The following is a 20525-nucleotide window of genomic DNA, read 5'->3' on the forward strand; positions in this document are numbered from 1 at the left end:
GTGCGGCTAATTAGTTGGTTGCCAGCAGGTGCTGATTATCCTGATACATGGCAAACAAATAATTGTTATAGCTTTTACCTCGCGTGGAATACCCTTTCAGCTTATGGATCATATTGCTGGCGGTCACTTCCTGGTCCGCTTTACGCAGCTGCAGGCGTGATTTACGGAAAGACGCATAAGCCGGATGCGTATTCAGATTCACCGCATAAGCATTAACGGACTCTTTAACAGAATTAAAGTGAGAATACCCTTTCACTTTACCTGGCTCATTATTACAACGCCTGCTGGCGCATTTCATGCCAAACAGGTTGTTATTATTGCGCGCCAGTTTCGACGTGCCCCAACCGCTTTCTGCCGCCGCCATCGTCGCGACCATGCTGGCCGGAATAATATCTACGCGCTCAAGCAGTGTATTCCACGGTACGCGGCGTGTATTGCCGTTCCATTTCACCTTATAACGCTTCGCGATATCTTTCAGGCGCGCGCGCTCAGACGGCGACCATCTGGCGTCGTACTGCTTTGAAATAAGCCAGTTACGCTCAGCCGAAATCGCCGCATTCTGGCTGGTAATGTAAGGCATGACGGTCCGGAGAAACGCTTTTTTCCTTGGTGTTCCGGAAGGGTATTTTCGCAAATCAGGCAGTGAACCACTTATTACACTATTGCGAGAATACTCTTTTTTACTGCTTGCCAGTTTTTTACCGCTTGTCTTATTAAGATGGACTGTGTGGCTCTTTTTCGTCGTGTGCTGTGTTGCCAGCACTTCTCCCGAAAATGCCAGGGTGGCTAACATACACAGCGCCGCCCCTAATCGTCGAATTGAAGTCGATATCATCAGGTCTCCTGGTCGGATTTCAGCATTCCAACACCCTATTATTTAATTAAATTTAAGAAAGGAATCTTAAATCGTATCAAAAATACTGTTTTGGATCATCAAAAGAAATAAGTCTATTCTGAATTCACGCCGTTTCGCTGAAATATAACTTACTGAAAATCAATATTAAAAAGTGGAATTTTTAGCAATTTATGCTCGCCGTAAAACGGCACGGCTCATCCTCCCGTTTCCTCCCCTTTCACTGCCGCTTAAGGATGAGGCTTTACCTACTCTCTCGTGCGACACTGAACAAAAATCGCACAGGATGCAGTTAATGAACCTCTCCCCTCTCGCCCTCGTACTCCTGCCGGGTTTTGCACTCGCGCAATGGTCCTCCCCTGGCCTGCCCGATTTTAAAGAACAGGCGCCCGGCGTGTTCGTCAGCCAGGGGACGCTTGAGAAAGGCGCGCACCCGCTACGCCTGATGCTCGATAACGCCTGCTGGCAGCCCGCTGAGCCGGTAAAACTCAATCAGATGCTCTCCCTCAAACCGTGTACAGACCCGGCTCCCCAGTGGCGACGGTTTCGCAGCGGCAATTATCAGGTGCAGATCGATACCCGCTCCGGCACGCCGACCCTGATGCTGAGCGTCGAACAGGATACACAAAAAGCGGTGGCGGACGTTGCACGTCAGTGTCCGAAGTGGGACGGCAAACCGCTTACCATTAATGTGAAAGAGACTTTCCCGGAAGGCAGCCAGGTCCGCGATTTTTACAGCGGTAATACCGCCACCGTGACGCAGGGGCAAATCACCCTGACGCCTGCACCTGGCAGTAACGGGCTTCTGCTGCTGGAGCGCGCAAAAGCGCCTTCTGAAGCCGCGTTCAACTGGCACAACGCCACGGTGTATTTCGTCCTGACCGATCGTTTCGTAAACGGCGACCCGGCAAACGACAATAGTTATGGCCGCCATAAAGACGGCATGCAGGAGATAGGTACCTTCCACGGCGGCGATCTCAAGGGGCTTACCAGCAAACTGGATTACCTGCAAACGCTTGGCGTTAATGCGTTATGGATAAGCTCGCCGCTGGAGCAAATTCACGGCTGGGTTGGCGGCGGCACCAAAGGCGACTTCCCGCATTATGCTTATCATGGTTACTACCCGCAGGACTGGACAAAACTCGACGCCAACATGGGCACGCCGGAGGATTTACGCCAGTTAGTGGATGAGGCGCATCGCCGCGGCATTCGCGTATTATTCGATGTCATCATGAACCATGCAGGCTACGCCACACTTGCCGATATGCAGGAGTTTCAGTTCGGCGCGCTCTACCTGAAAGGCGACGAGCTGAAAAAGACGCTCGGCGAGCGCTGGACTGACTGGCGACCCGGCCCCGGTCAGACCTGGCACAGTTTTAATGATTACATCAATTTCAGCGACAAAGCCGCCTGGGATAAGTGGTGGGGGAAAACCTGGATACGCACGGATATCGGTGATTACGACAGCCCGGGCTTTGACGATCTGACCATGTCGCTCGCCTTTTTACCGGATCTAAAAACCGAATCCACGCAGGCGTCCGGCCTGCCGCACTTTTATCAGCACAAACCCGACACCGCAGCTCAAGCTATTGATGGCGCCACGCCGCGTGATTACCTGACGCGCTGGCTCAGCCAGTGGGTGCGCGATTACGGCATCGACGGTTTTCGCGTCGATACGGCTAAACATGTCGAGCAGGCAGCGTGGCAGCAGCTAAAGAACGAAGCCAGTGCCGCCCTCGCACAGTGGAAAGCGAAAAACCCCACGAAGAAAATCGATGACGCACCGTTCTGGATGACCGGCGAATCCTGGGGACATGGCGTGATGCAGAGCGACTATTATCGCCACGGATTCGACGCGATGATTAACTTTGATTATCAGGAGCAAGCGGCTAAAGCTGCTGATTGTCTGGCGTATATCGGCCCCACCTGGCAGCAAATGGCTGATAAACTTCAGGGATTCAACGTGCTGAGTTATCTCTCATCCCATGACACACGGTTATTCCGTGAAGGCGGGCCGCGTGCGGCAGAGCTGTTATTACTTGCCCCTGGCGCGGTGCAGATTTTCTATGGTGATGAGAGCGAGCGGCCTGCCGGGCCAGGCGGCTCCGATCCGCTGCAAGGCACGCGATCCGACATGAACTGGCAGGATCTCGGCGGCAAACGCGCTGCGACAGTAGCACACTGGCAGAAACTCGGGCAGTTCCGCGCGCGTCACCCAGCCATTGGCGGCGGTAAACAAACGACGCTCTCGTTAAAAGAGGGCTACGGTTTTGTTCGCGAGCAAGGCGAGGATGTGGTGATGATCGTCTGGGCAGGCCAGCAGTAATCTTCAGGCGGCGCGACTTTTCCCCGCGCCGCCTCGTTATTCAGCATTAAATCCTGCTGTGTATTAACATCGAAACATTTTGCATCAGAAAAGGCGCTCTCCGCCGATTTGCACCATGCATGTTGTAGCGCTATGGTTAGCCTCTTTTTAAAAGAATGCGACAGACTGACCGCTATGACGTTTTCACTTTTCGGCGACAAATTTACCCGCCATGCAGGCATTACGCGCCTCATGGAGGATCTCAACGACGGTTTACGCACCCCTGGCGCTATCATGCTGGGCGGCGGAAACCCCGCGCAAATCCCGGCGATGAATGAATATTTTCAGGCGCTGCTGGCCTCAATGCTGGAAAGCGGCAAAGTCACTGATGCGCTTTGTAATTATGACGGTCCGCGCGGGAAAAGTGAGCTGCTGGTGGCCCTGGCGGGGATGTTAAGAGATGCGTTTGGCTGGGATGTTGAACCACAGAATATTGCACTGACAAATGGCAGTCAGAGCGCGTTTTTCTACTTGTTTAACCTGTTTGCGGGCCGTCAGGCGGACGGGACCTCGAAAAAGGTGCTGTTCCCGCTCGCGCCGGAATACATCGGCTATGCCGATTCCGGCCTGGAAGAAGATCTTTTCGTCTCCGCGCGCCCGAATATCGAATTGCTGCCGGAAGGCCAGTTTAAATATCACGTTGATTTCGAGCATCTGCATATCGGCCCGGAAACCGGCATGATTTGTGTGTCGCGCCCGACCAACCCAACAGGTAACGTGATTACCGATGAAGAGCTGATTAAGCTCGATGCGCTGGCGAACCAACACAACATTCCACTGGTGATTGATAACGCCTACGGCCTGCCGTTCCCGGGCATTATTTTCAGCGAGGCGCGCCCGCTGTGGAACCCGAACATCATCCTGTGCATGAGCCTTTCTAAGCTCGGGCTGCCGGGCAGCCGCTGCGGCATTATCATTGGCAATGAGAAGATTATCTCCGCCATCAGCAATATGAACGGCATTATCAGCCTGGCGCCTGGCGGCATTGGGCCTGCAATGGCGTGCGAGATGATCAAACGCAACGACCTCCTGCGCCTGTCGCAGGACGTGATCAAGCCTTTCTATCAGCAGCGCGTGCAGGAGACGATTGCCGTCATCCGCCGTTATCTTTCACCTGAACGCTGCCTGATTCATAAACCCGAGGGCGCGATTTTCCTGTGGCTGTGGTTTAAAGACCTGCCAATCACTACTGAGCTGCTGTATCAGCGCCTGAAAAAGCGCGGCGTATTGATGGTGCCTGGCGATTTCTTCTTCCCCGGGCTTGATAAGCCGTGGCCGCACACGCACCAGTGTATGCGTATGAACTACGTGCCGGCGCTGGATAAAATCGAAGCGGGCGTGAAAATCCTGGCTGAAGAGATTGAACTTGCCTGGCAGGAAGCGGGCCAGTAACGCCCAGGCGTTACCTCAGGCTAAACGCCGCCCGTGGGCGGCGTTTTTATTGCCTACAGCATAATGCGCAGTGAACGAGCGCCGTTCTCAGGCGTCACGACCATTCCTCCTTCACTGCCCGCACAACTGCCGCCTTCAACACTTGAGATTTCCTGAATATTACGCAGGCACAGCGTCCAGTCCGTGGCGTTGCCGTTCCCTTCAACCGTCAGCCGGTTGCCCTCACGCGTCACGCACAGCGTAAACGTCGTGTTGCCATCGGCCGCAGGCACCTCGCAGCGCGCCGCTTTGCCATCTGCCAGCTGGAACAGCTGGAACGCAGTGCCTTGATGCCAGGCATAATCAGGTTTCTGATCGTTGTTGCCGAGCGCCAGCAAGGTATTATCGCGCACATACACCGGCAGGCTCAGAAAATCGTGACGCTGCTTATGCCAGCGACTGCCGGGAAGTTCATCGTTGTGCCACAGGTGCGTCCAGCGTCCTTCCGGCAAGTAAAACGCTACGTCGCCGGCCTCACTAAAGACCGGCGCGACCAGTACTGCGTCACCGAGCATATACTGACGGTCAAGATAATCGCAGGCTGGATCGTCCGGAAACTCCAGCACCATGGCGCGCATCACCGGCGTGCCGCACTCATGCGCCAGTGCTGACTGGCGGTAGAGATAAGGCATCAGGCGGCACTTCAGTTGTGTAAAGTGGCGCACCACGTCACAGGCTTCGTCGTCATACGCCCACGGTACGCGGTACGATTTACTGCCGTGCAGACGGCTGTGGCTGGAAAGCAGCCCAAACGCGCACCAGCGTTTATAGACATGCGCCGGCGCGGTATTTTCAAAACCGCCAATGTCATGGCTCCAGAACCCAAAGCCAGAAAGCCCGATAGAGAGCCCGCCACGCAGGCTTTCCGCCATCGATTCATAATTCGCGTAGCAATCGCCGCCCCAGTGCACCGGGAACTGCTGCGCGCCCACCGAGGCCGAGCGGGCAAACAGGACGGCCTCTTCTTCCCCCACCGTCTCTTTAAGCACGTTCCAGACCAGCTCGTTATAAATAAAGGCATAGTGGTTGTGCATTTTTTGCGGGTCGGCGCCGTCATGCCACACGACATCGGTTGGGATACGTTCGCCGAAATCGGTTTTGAAGCAGTCGACGCCCATCCCAACCAGCCGTTTCAGATGGCCTGCATACCATTCGCTCGCCGCCGGGTTTGTGAAGTCCACAATGCCCTGCCCTGGCTGCCATTTATCCCACTGCCATACCGCGCCGTTGGGACGCTTCAGCAGGTAGCCTTTTTCCATGCCCTCCCGGAACAGCGGCGATTTCTGCCCAATATAGGGGTTAATCCAGACGCAGATTTTCAGGCCGCGCGCTTTCAGGCGGTTGAGCATACCTTCCGGGTCCGGAAAGGTGGCCGGGTCCCATTCAAAATCACACCACTGAAAAGCCTTCATCCAGAAGCAATCGAAGTGAAAAACGTGCAGCGGCAATTCGCGCTCCGCCATGCCGTCGATAAACCGATTCACCGTCTCTTCGTCATAGTTTGTCGTAAAGGACGTGGTGAGCCATAGTCCGAATGACCACGCAGGCGGCAGCGCAGGCCGCCCCGTGAAGCAGGTATAGCGGTCAAGCACCGCTTTCGGCGTCGGGCCGTCGATGACGAAATATTCCAGGTACTCACCTGCCACGCTGAACTGCACTTTCGAGACTTTCTCAGAGCCCACTTCAAAAGAGACGCATTCGGGGTGATTAACCAGCACGCCATAACCACGATTGGTCAGATAAAACGGAATATTTTTATAGGCCTGTTCGGTGCTGGTCCCGCCGTCGCGGTTCCAGGTTTCCACCGACTGGCCGTTTTTCACGAACGCAGTAAAACGCTCGCCAAGGCCATATACCGTTTCACCCACGCCCAGATCCAGCCGCTCGAACATGTAGCTGTTGCCCGTGCCGCCATCCTGCACATAGCCGTTGTTCTTCACCTGGCTGCCGGTAATGCGCTTGCCGTCTCGCAGAAAATCGAGCGCCCAGTTTTCGCCTTTAGTCACCCGCACGCTGAGGCTACCGCTTTTAAGCTCGGCATAGGTTTCCGTATTGGTGGTGTCGACCGGTACATTTTCCAGCACGTTGAGCGGGTAATGCGGGCCGTGGTCCGGCACGCCCTGAAAATGTTCGATACGAACGCCGACGATGCCCTCCTGCGGTGAGAAAAAGCGCAGGGTGAAGAGCGGGATATCAAGCTGTCCGGCGCGTTCGCGCACATCGCGCGGGGCAGCGTAGACAATCATTTCGCCATCACGTTGTTCAACATCAAACACCTGGATGGGATGCAGCAGGCTTAAACCGGGCTGGATCAGCCAGTTTCCGTCACTGATTTTCATTCATTACCCCTTTGACTCGTGGAATGCGTTGCTGACCGTAAGGGTGTCAAACTCCTTTTGGTTATTGCGCGCACCCTGCGCCAGCTCCGCCAGGATGTTTTTCAAAAACGGCGTATTCAGCGTGTAGTAACGCTTCGCGATGAAGGCGCTCAGCATGTAGCAGAGGCCCGGCGCCAGTGTGAAGAGCGCAACGATGATAGTGAGCGTGGCACTGTTCTGGACATGCGCCGCGGCGTTATAACCACCGCCCGCTAACAGCCAGCCTATCAGCGCGCCACCGAGCGCCAGGCCAAGCTTCAGCACAAACAGCGTACCCGCGAAACTGATGCCCGTCAGGCGTTTACCGTTGCGCCATTCGCCGTAATCGACGGTGTCAGACATCATTACCCACTGGATCGGCGTGACGAGCTGGTGCAGGACGCCAATCACAAAGATGAACGTAAACATCACCACCGTGGCGCTCATCGGCACAAAGAACATGGCAACGCTCAGCACTGCCAGCGCCGCGTTGGTCCACCAGAAGACACTCACTTTGCATTTCCAGTCGGTCAGCGGTTTAGCGAGCGCGCTGCCGAACAGGTTGCCAACGCAGTAAAGCCCGAGGAACCAGGAAAACAGCGCCGCATCGCCCATTATCCAGGTGACGTAGTACATCATCGCGCCGCCGCGCACGCAGACCGCGAGGATGTTGAGAAGCGTCAGCACGCCCACGACGCGCCACTGGTCGTTTTGCAGGATGTCGCGTAGATCTTCGCGCATGGTGGAAGTGCCTGGCGGGGCCTCGACACGCTCTTTAGTGGTAAAAAAGCAGAAGGCGAGCATTAAAAACGCCACGGCGGCGAGCACTGCAATGCCTGCCTGAAAGCCGAACGCTTTATTCTCGCCGCCAAAATAATTCACCAGCGGCATCATCAGGACGGTAGAGAGCATGCCGCCCGCTGTCGCCAGCACGAAGCGCCAGGATTGCAGGGAGATACGCTGCTGCGGATCGTTCGTTATCACGCCGCCCAGCGCGCAGTAAGGGATATTCACGACCGTATACATTAACGTTAACAGCGTGTAGGTCACGGCGGCGTAAATCATTTTGCCCGTGAGGCTTAAGTCAGGTGTGCTGTAGGCAAAAACGCAAACCACACCGAACGGCAGCGCGCCGAGCAAGACCCAGGGGCGGAATTTGCCCCAGCGGCTGCGAGTGCGGTCGGCAATCAGCCCCATCGCGGGATCGGAGATAGCATCAAGCGCGCGGGCCAGCAGAAACATCGTGCCGACGAAACCGGCCGGAATGCCAAAAATATCAGTGTAGAAAAACATCATATAAAGCATGACGTTATCAAAAACGATATGGCTCGCGGCATCTCCCATGCCGTAGCCTATCTTCTCCTTTACGGAAAGCGTTTGCTCACTCATTGGGCCGTCCTTATAGCGATACGCGAAATTTCACTTAGGGTTTTAGCGCCGTTCAGGAGCATCAGGAATTCTGTTTTCTGGTAATTTCTTTATGATTCTTAATTTCTGTGATCGCGTTAACTTGCTGATGCAACGAGTGAATAAATTTTGTGACCGGTAACAGCCGAAAAATACTTAAGCAAAACCGGATAATGCGCGTCAGACGGGCGAAAAAAGAGTGTGATGGGGGTATTGGTAAGCGTCTGAAACGCGCCTATAATGCGCCGGCCTCCATGTAGCAATGCAGGCGCGGAAGATCGTCGTCTCCGGTGAGGCGGCTGGACTTCAAATCCAGTTGGGGCCGCCAGCGGTCCCGGGCAGGTTCGACTCCTGTGATCTTCCGCCAAAATGCCTTTCAGGTTTACAAGCATGCCTCTTTAAAGCTTTTACCCGCATGTCTTCCTTCCCTGCACCGCCTTCCCGCTATACCTCTGCGGATAACGTATCGGTTTGATCTTCAGAATGGCAATGCTAGTCGCCGGTGAATAAATCCTCATATAAATGAGTAAATAAAGACAAAAAGCGGCAGAAAACATAGGATTTATTAATCCGCTATAGATCCTGACGGTGAGAATAATAAGCGTGACTAAAAAGAATCAGGCAGCCTGCGTTCATAAGTCATCTGTCGTGACATCACACCTTTTTGTCAGTCGCAGATAAAATAGCCGCCTGCGTTTTCTTTGGCATTGATGCTTTTACTCCCCCTTCAAATATCCCGCCAACAGTCGGGATAAATGCGTCTGGAATTGCCCGGTATAATCCGCCGGAATAAACCCTTCAAGAAAGGACTTCGTTGGGCCGGTAATTACGCCGAGCGCAAGATGCGCGGTAAATACCGGGTCAGGGAACGTGTTATCCGGGGCGGTTACGAGTGTTTGCGCGATATCGTTAACCATCCGCTTATAAATTACGCCCATCAGGCGCGCGCCGTCGCGCTCCGCTGCAAAGCTATAAAGCGCTTTTGATTCGTCAGGATTAGCTAATTTCAGGCTAAGAAAAGCCTGCACCATGGCCGCGGCCATCTCCGCAACAGGCTTGCCGCGCACAGATAAACAGGCGGCTTCGAGCGCGTCGGCGATTTTGGTTAAGTGTAATTCCAGTACACCAATAAGAAGCGCCTCACGGTTAGGGTAATACTGATAGAGGCTGCCGACTGACATCCCCGCCCGGCTGGCGACGCGCGTCGTCGTGCAGCGGCTCAGCCCTTCAGCCACTAAAACCTGAATGGTTGCCGTATGGAGCGCCTCTACCGTCGCGACAGAACGGCTCTGGATCGGGGTTTTACGCGGGCTCAGCGGTGCTGTGGTGGTCTTCATAGAATGCGAATTCTTAAACTGAAGGATGCTTCATATACTAATACTTCCTCCACTCCTATACAGCAAGCAGGTCGTTATGAACAGTATTGAAAAAAGCGGTACGTATAAACTCGGCAACCGTGAAGTAAAACGGTTTGGTTACGGCGCAATGCAACTGGCTGGCCCCGGCGTATTTGGCCCACCGAAAGATAAAAACGCAGCACTCAGCGTATTACGCGCCGCGGTGGACGCGGGTGTTAACCATATTGATACCAGTGATTTTTACGGGCCACATATTACGAATCAACTGATTTGCGAAGCGCTATATCCTTACCGTGACGACCTGACGATTGTGACAAAAGTAGGCGCTATGCGCGGCAATGACGGCGCCTGGAACGCCGCGTATTCGGCTGAGGAATTAACTCAGGCGGTACACGATAATTTGCGAAATCTGAAGCTCGACGTGCTGGATGTCGTGAATTTTCGCGTGATGTTTGATGTGCATGGCCCGGCGGAAGGGTCGATTGAAGCGCCGCTCACCGCACTGGTGAAATTAAAAGAGCAAGGGCTGATTAAGCATATCGGCTTAAGCAATGTGACACGAAAACAGGTCGCGCAGGCGCAGGAAATCACTCCGATAAGCTGCGTGCAGAATATGTATAACATTGTTCACCGGGGCGATGAGGCGTTAATTGATGAACTGGCAGACGCCGGGATCGCTTATGTCCCGTTTTTCCCGTTAGGCGGTTTCTCACCGCTCCAGTCATCCACACTTGAAACCATCGCGGCGCAATTATCCGCCACGCCGATGCAGGTCGCGCTCGCCTGGTTATTACATCGCTCGGAGAATATGTTGTTAATTCCGGGCACTTCATCGGTGGCGCATTTCCATGAAAACAGCAAGGCGGCGGAATTAACGCTTTCGCCGCAAACGCTGGAGGCTTTAAATGCACTGGCAGCCTGACAAATAAACGCCTGCAGACGTTACTGATGCCGTAAACAGGTCAGTACGTCTGTCTGCCCTGGTGGCGGGTTTCTTCGGCCGTCGTTAAATCCGCCGGGTGATCCACGTCCTTCACCACGCCGATGTCATCAACCGGCAGGTCAATTACCGCCCCGCATTGCCGTGCTGCGTACACAATCGCTTTTGCTCCCTCGTCGCCTGACAGTGTCGCAAGCGCCTCGAAATATCCGCGACAGAACCCGACCGGATGCCCCTGCCGTTCGTGGTAGTGCGGCACCACAACCGGTTTCGCGCTTAACGCCTGCGCCACCTGTCTTAGCGTCGGCGCCGTAATAAACGGTAAATCACCAGGCAGAATCAGCCAGCCATTGGCGTCGGGCGTCGCGCTTACGCCCATCGCGATAGACTCCCCCATACCGCCAGTACCGCCCGCAGGCCGTACGAGATGCCAGCGCAGACCGGAGGCCTCAGCCGCGTCAAGCACATGCTGAAGCACAGATTTGCCGTTCAGCGGTGCATCAAGCTTATGGGTTGCCCCGCCGCCCGCGCGAAACCGTTCGCCTTTTCCGGCAGCGAGAATAATGATGACCGGCTGGTTCGGCGCAGGCATTATTCCGCCCCCTCGCGAGCCGGGTTCAGCCGGGTCGCGGCGACGTCCGCAAGAATAGAGAGCGCGAGCGACTGCGCATCGCGCGCTTTCGGGAAGATGCCGATCGGCGCTTTGATCCGGGCGATGTCACCCTCGCTCCAGCCGCGTTCGCGCAGCGCCGTCATACGCCTGGCGTGCGTACGCTGGCTGCCCAGCGCGCCGATATAAAACGGCGCCGCGGCAAGCGCCGCCTGCAGGACCGGCAGTTCCCGATCGAGATCGTGGTAAAGCATAATGACGGCGGTATCAGCGTCGATAAGCGCTGCCTCGCCGCCTGGGTTAACGCCGTCACAAAGATGCACGTCATACCCCGCTGCGCGCGCCACATTCGCCGTCGCCTCGGCCTCAACGGAGCGGCCAAAAATAATGACCCGCGCGCAGGGCTGGTAGCGCGTCTCAAACCCGTCGTCGCGCCAGCCGGTTTCCCCGCCGGGCAACACGCTTTGCAACATCTGGGTGTGCGGCTCATAACGAAGCCCGGCGGGTTTACGCTGCGCCAGCGCATTCAGTACCGCCAGCAGCGGCGTGCGCGACCGTAACGGATGAATGCTGAGCGTAATGCCGCCGCCGCAGGGCAACACAATATCGAAATAGGGCGAGCCTTCGCCGTAGGCCACGCGGCGGTCTTCACCGCAGGCGATTGCTTCCAGCGCCTCATACGCCGCCGCGGATTCCACGCAGCCGCCGGAGACAAAGCCGCACCATGCGCCATCCTCGCGCACGGCCATATGCGCGCCGAGCGCGCGTGACGACCCGCCGCGGATCGCTACCAGCGTGACCAGCGCCGCCGCCATACCTGCGCCGAGCGCCTGTGCCGCAAAGCGCAAAATCGTGGCGTTGTCGTCAGTTAAAAACGCCGCTTCAGGCCGCGTCTGTTCGGTGAGCAGAGATTGTTGCAGCACGTTTTCTCATCCTTCTTTCAGACTGCATTGCGGTTCGGCTGGCAGCGCGTGGCCGCCAGCCGTCGCGTTCCTTACGAGGCAAGCTCAGGCAGCCCTTCAAGCAGTTTATCGAGCGTGATGGGGTATTCCCGCACCCGTACGCCAGTGGCGTTATAAATCGCATTCGCAATCGCGGCGCTGACGCCGCACAGGCCGAGCTCCCCTACGCCTTTGGCTTTCATCGGCGACGACACCGGGTCGGTATCTTCCAGGAAAATCACGTCCTGTGTCGGGATATCCGCGTGGACTGGCACTTCATAAAGTGCCATGTCGTGGTTGACGAAGAATCCGCGCCGCGTATCGACAAACAGCTCTTCCATCAGCGCCCCGCCGAGCCCCATCGTCATTGCACCAATCACCTGGCTGCGCGCCGTTTTCGGGTTGAGAATGCGCCCGGCCGCGCAGACCGCCAGCATACGGCGCACGCGCACTTCGCCGGTGTTCGCCTCTACCGCCACTTCAACAAAATGCCCGGCGAAGGTGGACTGCTGAAACTCCTTATCGAGCGCGCCATATTCCATGGTGTCTTCCACGGTAAGCGTGCCACCGGCGGCCGCATCAGAGAGGGCGACGACACGCCCGCCGCCCTGAACTTTACCGTCGAAAAATTCTGCGGTTTCCGGGTCAAAACCCAGCTTGTTTGCGACGGCTTCACGCAATTTTACGCAGGCGGCATAAACGCCCGCCGTTGAGCTGTTGGCGCCCCACTGCCCGCCAGAGCCAGACGAAACCGGGTAGTCGGAATCCCCGAGGCGCACGGTCACGTTCTCCAGCAGCACGCCCATCATTTCAGCGGCGGTCTGCCCGATGATGGTATAGCTGCCGGTACCGATGTCGGTCATGTCCGTTTCGACGGTGACATGGCCCTGCGCATCCAGATGCACGCGCGCGCCGGACGGCGTCACCAGGTTATTACGAAACCCTGCCGCCATGCCAAGCCCGATAAGCCAGTCGCCCTCGCGCACCTGCGCCGGTTTGGGGTTGCGCTGCTGCCAGCCGAACTCGGCGGCCCCTCTGCGCAGGCACGCCACCAGCTGGCGGCGCGAGAAGAAGCGCTCCGGGTGCGCCGGGTCGACCTGGGTGTCGTTCTTAATGCGAAACGCTACCGGATCCATGCCGAGTTTCTCCGCCATCTCATCAACGGCGATTTCCAGCACCATCATCCCTGGCGCTTCACCAGGCGCGCGCATGGAGTTGCCCTCGGGCAGATCCAGCTCTGCGAGCCGCAGTCCGGTATGACGGTTCGCACCGGCGTACAGCAACTCAGTCTGGTTGGTCGCGGTCTCCGTCGGCCCGCCCGGCAGGTTGCCGGACCAGCTTTCATGCGCGATAGCGGTAAGGGTGCCGTCTTTACGCGCACCAAAACGCACGCGCTGGATGGTCGCGGGGCGGTGCGTGGTGTTATTAGGAATAAACGGGCGCGGCAGCATCACTTTGACGGGCCGCTTCGCGGCGCGGGCACCCAGCGCCGCCAGCAGAGCGTCGCTTCGCAAAAACAGTTTGCTGCCAAAGCCGCCGCCGATAAACGGCGAGCGCACGCGGATGTTTTCCGGCGGTATGTTGAGCGTTTTCGCAAGATCGTTATGCCACCAGTTAATCATCTGGCTGGAGGTCCAGAGCGTCAGTTTATCGCCGTCCCAGGCGGCCATTGAGGCGTGCGGCTCCATCGCCATGTGGCTCTGGTCTGGCGTGGTATACGTGGCGTCAAACTGCACGTCGGCGGTGTTAAACGCCTGGCTAAAATCGCCGACGACCTTATCCGGCGTATCCTCAGGCGGCGTCGTCACAGACGGTTTTTCTTTCGCGAGATCGTATTTCCCCGGTGCCTCTTCATACGTCACCGTAATCAGCCCGGCGGCGGCCCGCGCCTGCTCGAAAGTCTCCGCCACCACCAGCGCGATAGCCTGGTGATAGTGCTCAATGTCCGGGCCACCCAGAAGCGTAGCGGCGTTCATGTCGCCTTTGCCAAGCGGGCCGGCGTTTTGTGCGGTGACCACGGCGAGCACGCCAGGCGACTGTTGCGCCGCCTGAATATCCATCGCGGTGATGCGCCCTTTAGCGATGGCGGAACCTACCACGTGCCCGTAGGCCGCGTTCGGCGCTTCATCATGCCATTCGTAGGCGTAGGTCGCCTGGCCGGAGGTTTTCAGCGGGCCGTCGATACGATCGCGCGGCCGTCCCACCACGTTCATTTTGTCGATGGGGTTATCGGTTGCCGGTTTGTCGAATTTCATCAGCCTGCCCTCGCTTGCGTCAGTACCGAGGCGATGGTGCGCTTCGCCAGTACCAGCTTGAATGCATTTTCCGGGGTCGGGTTCGCGCTGGCGAAGAGCGCGTCACAGACCGCCTGCGCGCCGTGCGGCACCTGCGCGTCGGCTGCGTCAAGCCGCCACGGTTTATGCGCCACGCCGCCGACCGCAACGCGACCGGTGCCGTCTGGCTGCACAATCGCCGCCACGGACACCAGCGCAAATGCGTAAGAAGCACGATCGCGCACTTTGCGGTAGATATGCGTTCCCCCCACAGGCGGCGGCAGGGTCACGGCGGTAATCAATTCGCCGGGTGCCAGCACGGTTTCCAGATGCGGCGTGTCGCCAGGCTCACGGTAAAACCCGGCGACCGGAATGCGCCGCTCGCTGCCGTCCGGGCTAACGGTTTCTACCACGGCGTCCAGCAGACGCATGGCAACGGCCATGTCGCTCGGGTGCGTGGCGATGCAGGCATCGCTTGCGCCGACGACGGCGAGCTGGCGGCTGTAGCCTTGCATGGCCGCGCAGCCGCTGCCCGGTTTACGTTTATTGCAGGGCTGATTGGTATCGTAAAAGTAAGGACAGCGGGTGCGCTGAAGCAGATTCCCGGCCGTTGTCGCCCGGTTACGCAACTGCCCGGAAGCCCCGGCCAGCAACGCGCGGGAGAGCACCGCGTAATCGCGCCGCACATGCGGGTCCGCCGCCAGATCGGTATTACGCACCAGCGCCCCTATCCGCAGGCCGCCCTCGTCGGTCGGCACAATGTTATCCAGCGCCAGGCCGTTCACATCAATGAGATGCACCGGCGTTTCTATCTCCAGTTTCATGAGATCAAGCAGGTTGGTGCCGCCTGCGATGAATTTCGCCCCTGGCGTTCGCAGGGCGCTGGCCGCCGCGTCTGCAGGCGTCGCAGCGCGCTCGTAAGTGAAAGCCTTCATGAGGGATCCCTCCCGGCGACATCTTCGATCGCGGCAAGGATGTTGGAATAGGCCCCGCAACGGCAGATATTGCCGCTCATCCGCTCGCGGATTTCATCCGCAGTCATCTCTGGCGGCGAAACCAGATCGTGCGTCACGTGACTTGGAATGCCTTCTTCGAGCTCTTTGAGCATGGCCACCGAAGAGCAGATTTGCCCCGGCGTACAGTAGCCGCACTGAAAGCCGTCGTGCGCCACAAACGCGGCCTGCATCGGGTGCAGGTTCTCCGGCGTGCCCAGGCCCTCGATGGTGGTTATCTCTGCGTTCTGATGCATCACCGCAAGCGTCAGGCAGGCGTTAACGCGCCGCCCGTCGACAAGCACCGTGCAGGCTCCGCACTGCCCGTGGTCGCAACCTTTTTTCGTGCCGGTCAGGGCCAGGTTTTCACGTAGCGCGTCCAGCAGCGTGGTGCGGGTATCCACCTCCAGCTGCCGGGCTTCACCGTTAACTGACAGCGTCAGCGCTACATATTGCGGCGGTGGGCCGCCTGCATCGCGTTGATGCCCGTTATTCGTTTCATCGCCGTGGGTGCTCATGCCAGGCCTCCAGTATTGTCAAAGCAGAAAGAGAGTTGCCGCGACGAGTCGCGCGGCTTTTTTTATTACGAACAGTTAATAATAGACGGCGCTGGCAAGCCGGCAGCGAACGCTAAAAAATTACCGCCCCCCGCCGATACCTCTGGTATCGTCAATTTCTCTTAAGCCGACCAGAATGCCCGAGCCTGACACTATGATTTCCATCTGCATGATCGTGAAAAACGAGGCGAAGCATCTTGCCGCGACGCTTGCCACCGTGGCGGCGCACTTTGACGATATCGTCATCGTCGATACTGGCTCGCAGGATGACACCAAAGCCATCGCGCGCCGCTTTACCGACAACGTTCATGATTTTGCCTGGGTGGAGGATTTCGCAGCGGCCCGCAACGCCTCGTTGCAGTACGCGCGCCACGACTGGGTGCTGGTAATTGACGCGGACGAAGCGATCGCGTCCGTGGATATGGCAGCGTTGCAGGCGCTGGTGGCAGCGCATCCGGAAGGCGTCGGGCGGATCGAGCGAATTAACTATATCGACGAAGGCGAAAGCGTCACGACCCTTCGCGAGCGGGTATCGCGCCTCTTCCCGAAGGCGCGTTATCACTACCACGGCGTTATCCATGAGCAAATCACGCCGCGCGAAGGCGCGCCGGCGGGCGAGCGGTTCCTGGTGCCGCTGACGCTCGACCACATCGGTTATAAAAAAGCGGTCTTACAGGAAACCGATAAAATTGCCCGCAATATCCGGCTTCTGGAGCACGCGATCCGCAAGCAGCCGGACGACCCTTATCTCTGGTTTCAGCTTGGCAAAAGTCACTTTCTCAGGCGCGACTACCCGGCCGCGATCGCCGCGTTTCGCACGGCGCTGGGTTATGAACCTAACGTGGCACTGGAGTATGTGGAAGAACTGGTGGAAACGCTGGGCTACGCGCTCATTAACCAGGGCGATTATGCCGCCGCAATGGCGATTATCGACTATGAGCGCTGGTACTCTTCTGCCGATTTTATGTTCCTCAAAGCGCTGATTTTAATGAATAACGGTCAGCTACAGGCAGCGGTAGATACGTTTTTACACTGCACACGACAACCCGAAAGCAGCAAAACGGGCGTCACCAGCTTTAAGGCCTGGTATAACATCGGCGTGATCCTGGAAATCTCCGGCATGACGCCCGATGCCGCGGCCTGTTATCAGCAATGCGGCGATTATGCGCCCGCGAAGGCCGGCCTGGCGCGCCTGAACGGCTGACGCGTTAGCGCGACGCAAGCCGATGTCGCCGCATGAAAAACACTGGCGCGGTACAAACCTAACTACCCCGCTGACGCACAGGCGCCCTCATTGATCCCCGTGGCATCAGCTTCACAAAGCCGGGCGCGATAGTGTTTCCATAATGTCTGCGCGTTAAGAAAACGCTGGCTGAAAACCTCACCAGGGGTGAGCCAGGCATCGTCCTTGCCGTTAAAGCGCCCTGGATGATTGGCGAGAATGTTTTTATTCACGCGCGTGATGAGCGCATCCTAAAGTTATCGGATTCTGATGGGTTGAGTGTGGCCGTCACGGGCACCAAACCGGGAATGCCTGAACAAAACGGGTTGCACAAAAAAGCTTATCGGCGTGGCAAGGCCAGGTATAATCCGCTGCGGCGGGAACGGCCCGCTCAACTCCCTTTGCCACAAGGACGTTAACAATGAACGTACCCGCCGACCGGTTTCAACATACCCTGCTCTGCATTTCCGTCGGGGTGGCATGGTTTACGCTGCCGGTCGTAGTCTCTCTTTTGCCGGGCTATGGGAGCATTTACCGCGCCGGGTTCGCAACGCCGCTGATCTATTTTATCTTCTGGTTGCCATTCGCGCTGCTCTGCTGGCGCACGTACCAAAAACACTATGGCCTGCTGCCTGCGGGGAAGCTGAGCGTCCGGTCGCTGGCGCTACCCGGCGTGGCGCTGCTGGCGCTCTCGATGATCCACGGCTTGTTCGGCAGGCAGGAACCGTGGAGCGCGACGCTGAACGAGATGTCGTCTTTTAGTCTTGCGCTGACGGCTATGTGTATTTGCCTGCTGGCACCGGTAGTCGAAGAAGTTATCTGCCGTGGCTTTTTGCTTAACGCAGGCATTGGCTGGGGGAAAACGGGGCAGACGATCGCGATGGTCGCCACTTCGCTGTTTTTCGCGATAGGCCATGCGCAATACCAGATGCCCACTACCTTCGTCTGGCTGTTTATCTTTTCGATCATTCTCTGCCAGGTACGTATTCACACCGGCAGTTTACTGGCGCCGATCGTGCTGCACTCGGTTACCAATATTATCGGCATGATGGCCGCGCTGAAACTCTCCTGATTCGCCTTACGCCACCGGGAACCGCAGCATAAAGCGGTTCCAGCCCGCCGTATGCTCCACCGCCGTTTCGCCGCCATGCAGCCGTACGATAGCCTGCGTGAGCGCCAGCCCAAGCCCGGTACCGGGCGTATGGCGCGCATTGTCGCCGCGCCAGAACCGTAGAAAGAGTTTCTCCGCCTCGGCTATCGGCGCGCCCCGATTAGCCACGCTTAGCACCATGTCCTCTGCCTCCTGAGCCGCAATAATCCGCACCTCACTGCCTGCGGGCGCGTGGCGCAGCGCGTTGGTCAGAAGGTTAGTGAGTGCGCGCTGGAGGAGCAGCCGGTCGGCATCGAGGGCGCCGCTCGCCTGCACGCTGAAGGTGATTTCGCGCTCTTCCGCCAGCGGCTCCAGGAAATCGGTCAACTGATGGATAAACGGCTCAAGCGACAGCGTCTCACGGTTCACCGCGATGTTTTGATGATCGGCGCGGGCGAGAAACAGAATGTTTTCAATGAGCCGCGTCATCTGCTCCAGCTCTTCGATATTCCCGGCGAGCAGATTTTGATACTCCTGTACGCTGCGCGGGCGTTGCAGCGCAACCTGATTTTGCCCCAGCAGAATGTTCACTGGCGTGCGCAGTTCATGGGCGAGATCGTCGGCAAAGCGTGTCAGCCGCTCGAAATCCTCCGCCAGCCGACGACGCATGGTGTTTAACGCCTCACCGAGCGGTAGCAGTTCCCGCGGCAGGGTTTCCAGGCTGAGCGGCTGTTGCAGCGACTCGCTGCCAGTGCGTGCCGTGTCCTCACTAAGACGAGTAATCGCGCGCAGCCCACGGCGGATAAGCCACGGGCTTAACAGGGCGGCGGCAAGGGTCGCCAGCAGGCAGACCATCAGGCTTTCCCGACGATATGTCGCCAGCATTTGCGCACGCTCCTGCGCCACGCGCGCCACGGTGACAATCAGCGGGCCATTTTTATCAGTTGCTGTCAGGGCCAGCGCGCTGACAAACACGCCATCCGGTTGCTGCCAGCGATGCAGCGCCTGTTCATTCACGCGCTGGCCTTGCGCGACGGGAGCAAGCGCAGGTAGCGTCACGCCTGCCTGGTTGATGTTCACCAGCGTATCGCCATCGACGCGCCGGATGCGCAGCAGATCCTGACGGGTATCCAGCATGCGGTTGAAATAGAGCGGCAGCTGGCGTGGCTCGGCACCGTCCATCAGCAGTTGTCGCAACTGCGAGGCGCGGTTGAGTAACGTTTGATCGTCACGCCAGATAAGCTCTGCGCTAAGCGAACGATAAAGCGACACGCCGGTTACGCCGCAGGCGAACGCCACCAGCAGCGTAAAGATGAGTGTCAGGCGCAGCGTTAACGACGGACTACGCATTGCCCTCCTCCGGCGCGTTAAGGCGATACCCCATGCCGCGCACTGTCTCAATCAGTTTAAGCGGGAACGGATCGTCGATTTTCTTGCGCAGGCGACGGATGGCGACATCTACGACGTTGGTTTCACTGTCGAAATTAATACCCCAGACTTCGCTGGCAATCAGTGTGCGCGGCAGGATCTCCCCTGCGCGGCTCGCCAGCAGCCAGAGTAAGGTGAATTCCTGACGGGTTAAGGCGATGCGCTCGCCGCCCCGGCTTGCGGCGTGCCGCGCGGTGTCGAGCGTAAGATCGGCCACCTGAAGCGTCGCGGCGGCGGGCGCGTGACGACGCAATTGCGCGCGCACCCGCGCCAGCAGTTCGGCGAAGGAGAACGGCTTTACCAGATAATCATCCGCGCCAAGCTCCAGGCCTTTGACGCGATCGCTCACCGCATCTCTTGCCGTGAGGCAGAGCACCGGCGTGGCTTTTGCTGTGCGTAACGCGCGCAGCACCTGCCAGCCATCGAGGCCTGGCAACATGATGTCGAGAATGATCAGCGCGTAGTCGTGCTCCAGCGCCAGATGCAGACCGTCACGCCCGTCGGCGACGGTATCGACGACCAGCCCCGCCTCTCGCAGCCCTTTTTCAAGCCACGCGCGGGTTTTGTCGTTGTCTTCAATCAGCAGCAGTTTCATGGCGACAGTCTCGCAAAGAACGCGGGCGCTGCCCAGCGGCGAAACGCAGGATGACAAAACTGTCATCTTCGCGTCAGGCTTTTTCGCCCGCGCGGCTGGCAGGATA

16 protein-coding genes and 1 tRNA gene are annotated in these 20525 nt (G+C 57.8%); 6 read left to right on the forward strand and 11 right to left on the reverse strand.

Annotation, left to right across the window (positions count from 1 at the left end; genetic code table 11):
* Positions 1 to 10: 10 nt before the first annotated feature.
* A complete protein-coding gene (locus tag AFK62_RS19315) occupies positions 11 to 835 on the reverse strand; it encodes a protein bax (RefSeq protein ID WP_071884412.1) in 825 nt (274 codons plus the stop codon).
* Between the two features lie 313 nt (positions 836 to 1148).
* Here AFK62_RS19315 and AFK62_RS19320 point away from each other — a divergent pair, with 313 nt between their 5' ends.
* Both AFK62_RS19320 and avtA read left to right on the forward strand, forming a co-directional pair.
* Entirely contained in the window at positions 1149 to 3179 is a 2031-nt protein-coding gene (locus AFK62_RS19320; protein WP_007680717.1) for an alpha-amylase, read from the forward strand.
* Positions 3180 to 3353: 174 nt separating this feature from the next.
* Positions 3354 to 4610 (forward strand): valine--pyruvate transaminase, encoded by a 1257-nt coding sequence (avtA, locus tag AFK62_RS19325; protein WP_032984894.1) that lies wholly within the window; start codon positions 3354 to 3356, stop codon positions 4608 to 4610.
* A 53-nt stretch (positions 4611 to 4663) separates the two neighbouring features.
* Here the strand turns inward: avtA and yicI are convergent, their stop codons facing one another.
* Both yicI and AFK62_RS19335 read right to left on the reverse strand, forming a co-directional pair.
* Positions 4664 to 6988 (reverse strand): alpha-xylosidase, encoded by a 2325-nt coding sequence (yicI, locus tag AFK62_RS19330; protein ID WP_053532089.1) that lies wholly within the window; start codon positions 6986 to 6988, stop codon positions 4664 to 4666.
* Between the two features lie 3 nt (positions 6989 to 6991).
* The gene (locus AFK62_RS19335) at positions 6992 to 8395 is read right to left on the reverse strand and encodes a glycoside-pentoside-hexuronide family transporter (RefSeq protein ID WP_007680728.1); all 1404 of its coding nucleotides are present in this window, start codon (positions 8393 to 8395) and stop codon (positions 6992 to 6994) included.
* Between the two features lie 290 nt (positions 8396 to 8685).
* On the opposite strand from AFK62_RS19335, the gene AFK62_RS19340 reads away from it, so the two are divergent.
* A tRNA-Sec gene (locus AFK62_RS19340) sits at positions 8686 to 8780 on the forward strand.
* A gap of 349 nt (positions 8781 to 9129) precedes the next feature.
* Here the strand turns inward: AFK62_RS19340 and AFK62_RS19345 are convergent.
* Entirely contained in the window at positions 9130 to 9750 is a 621-nt protein-coding gene (locus AFK62_RS19345; RefSeq protein ID WP_007680729.1) for a TetR/AcrR family transcriptional regulator, read from the reverse strand.
* A 76-nt stretch (positions 9751 to 9826) separates the two neighbouring features.
* Between AFK62_RS19345 and AFK62_RS19350 the strand changes: the two genes are divergently transcribed.
* Positions 9827 to 10693 carry an aldo/keto reductase family oxidoreductase gene (locus AFK62_RS19350; protein WP_007680731.1) on the forward strand — a complete coding sequence of 289 codons (867 nt, stop codon included), beginning with the start codon at positions 9827 to 9829 and terminating at the stop codon, positions 10691 to 10693.
* A 40-nt stretch (positions 10694 to 10733) separates the two neighbouring features.
* Here AFK62_RS19350 and AFK62_RS19355 read toward each other — a convergent pair whose 3' ends face one another.
* From AFK62_RS19355 to paoA, 5 genes are all read right to left on the reverse strand, one after another.
* A complete protein-coding gene (locus tag AFK62_RS19355; RefSeq protein WP_007680733.1) occupies positions 10734 to 11303 on the reverse strand; it encodes a nucleotidyltransferase family protein in 570 nt (189 codons plus the stop codon).
* Positions 11303 to 12244, reverse strand: coding sequence for an XdhC family protein (locus AFK62_RS19360; protein WP_007680736.1), 942 nt, complete (start codon positions 12242 to 12244; stop codon positions 11303 to 11305). Before AFK62_RS19360 ends, AFK62_RS19355 begins: the two co-directional genes overlap by 1 nt.
* A 71-nt stretch (positions 12245 to 12315) precedes the next feature.
* The gene (gene paoC / locus AFK62_RS19365; RefSeq protein WP_007680739.1) at positions 12316 to 14517 is read right to left on the reverse strand and encodes an aldehyde oxidoreductase molybdenum-binding subunit PaoC; all 2202 of its coding nucleotides are present in this window, start codon (positions 14515 to 14517) and stop codon (positions 12316 to 12318) included.
* Positions 14517 to 15470, reverse strand: coding sequence for an FAD binding domain-containing protein (locus AFK62_RS19370; protein WP_007680742.1), 954 nt, complete (start codon positions 15468 to 15470; stop codon positions 14517 to 14519). Before AFK62_RS19370 ends, paoC begins: the two co-directional genes overlap by 1 nt.
* Entirely contained in the window at positions 15467 to 16045 is a 579-nt protein-coding gene (paoA, locus tag AFK62_RS19375; protein WP_007680745.1) for an aldehyde dehydrogenase iron-sulfur subunit PaoA, read from the reverse strand. The genes AFK62_RS19370 and paoA overlap by 4 nt, the downstream gene beginning before the upstream one ends.
* A gap of 193 nt (positions 16046 to 16238) precedes the next feature.
* On the opposite strand from paoA, the gene AFK62_RS19380 reads away from it, so the two are divergent.
* A complete protein-coding gene (locus tag AFK62_RS19380; protein ID WP_007680750.1) occupies positions 16239 to 17288 on the forward strand; it encodes a glycosyltransferase family 2 protein in 1050 nt (349 codons plus the stop codon).
* Positions 17289 to 17727: 439 nt separating this feature from the next.
* Positions 17728 to 18378: a CPBP family intramembrane glutamic endopeptidase gene (locus tag AFK62_RS19385; RefSeq protein ID WP_007680754.1), complete on the forward strand. Its 651-nt coding sequence runs from the start codon at positions 17728 to 17730 to the stop codon at positions 18376 to 18378.
* 6 nt (positions 18379 to 18384) lie between these two features.
* Here AFK62_RS19385 and AFK62_RS19390 read toward each other — a convergent pair whose 3' ends face one another.
* Together AFK62_RS19390 and hprR are read right to left on the reverse strand one after the other, a co-directional pair.
* Positions 18385 to 19746: a heavy metal sensor histidine kinase gene (locus AFK62_RS19390; RefSeq protein ID WP_007680756.1), complete on the reverse strand. Its 1362-nt coding sequence runs from the start codon at positions 19744 to 19746 to the stop codon at positions 18385 to 18387.
* Positions 19739 to 20419 (reverse strand): response regulator transcription factor HprR, encoded by a 681-nt coding sequence (gene hprR / locus AFK62_RS19395; RefSeq protein ID WP_007680758.1) that lies wholly within the window; start codon positions 20417 to 20419, stop codon positions 19739 to 19741. The genes AFK62_RS19390 and hprR overlap by 8 nt, the downstream gene beginning before the upstream one ends.
* Positions 20420 to 20525: the final 106 nt, after the last annotated feature.

It is taken from the genome of Cronobacter condimenti 1330 (assembly GCF_001277255.1).
GTDB classification, from domain to species: Bacteria; Pseudomonadota; Gammaproteobacteria; order Enterobacterales; family Enterobacteriaceae; genus Cronobacter; species Cronobacter condimenti.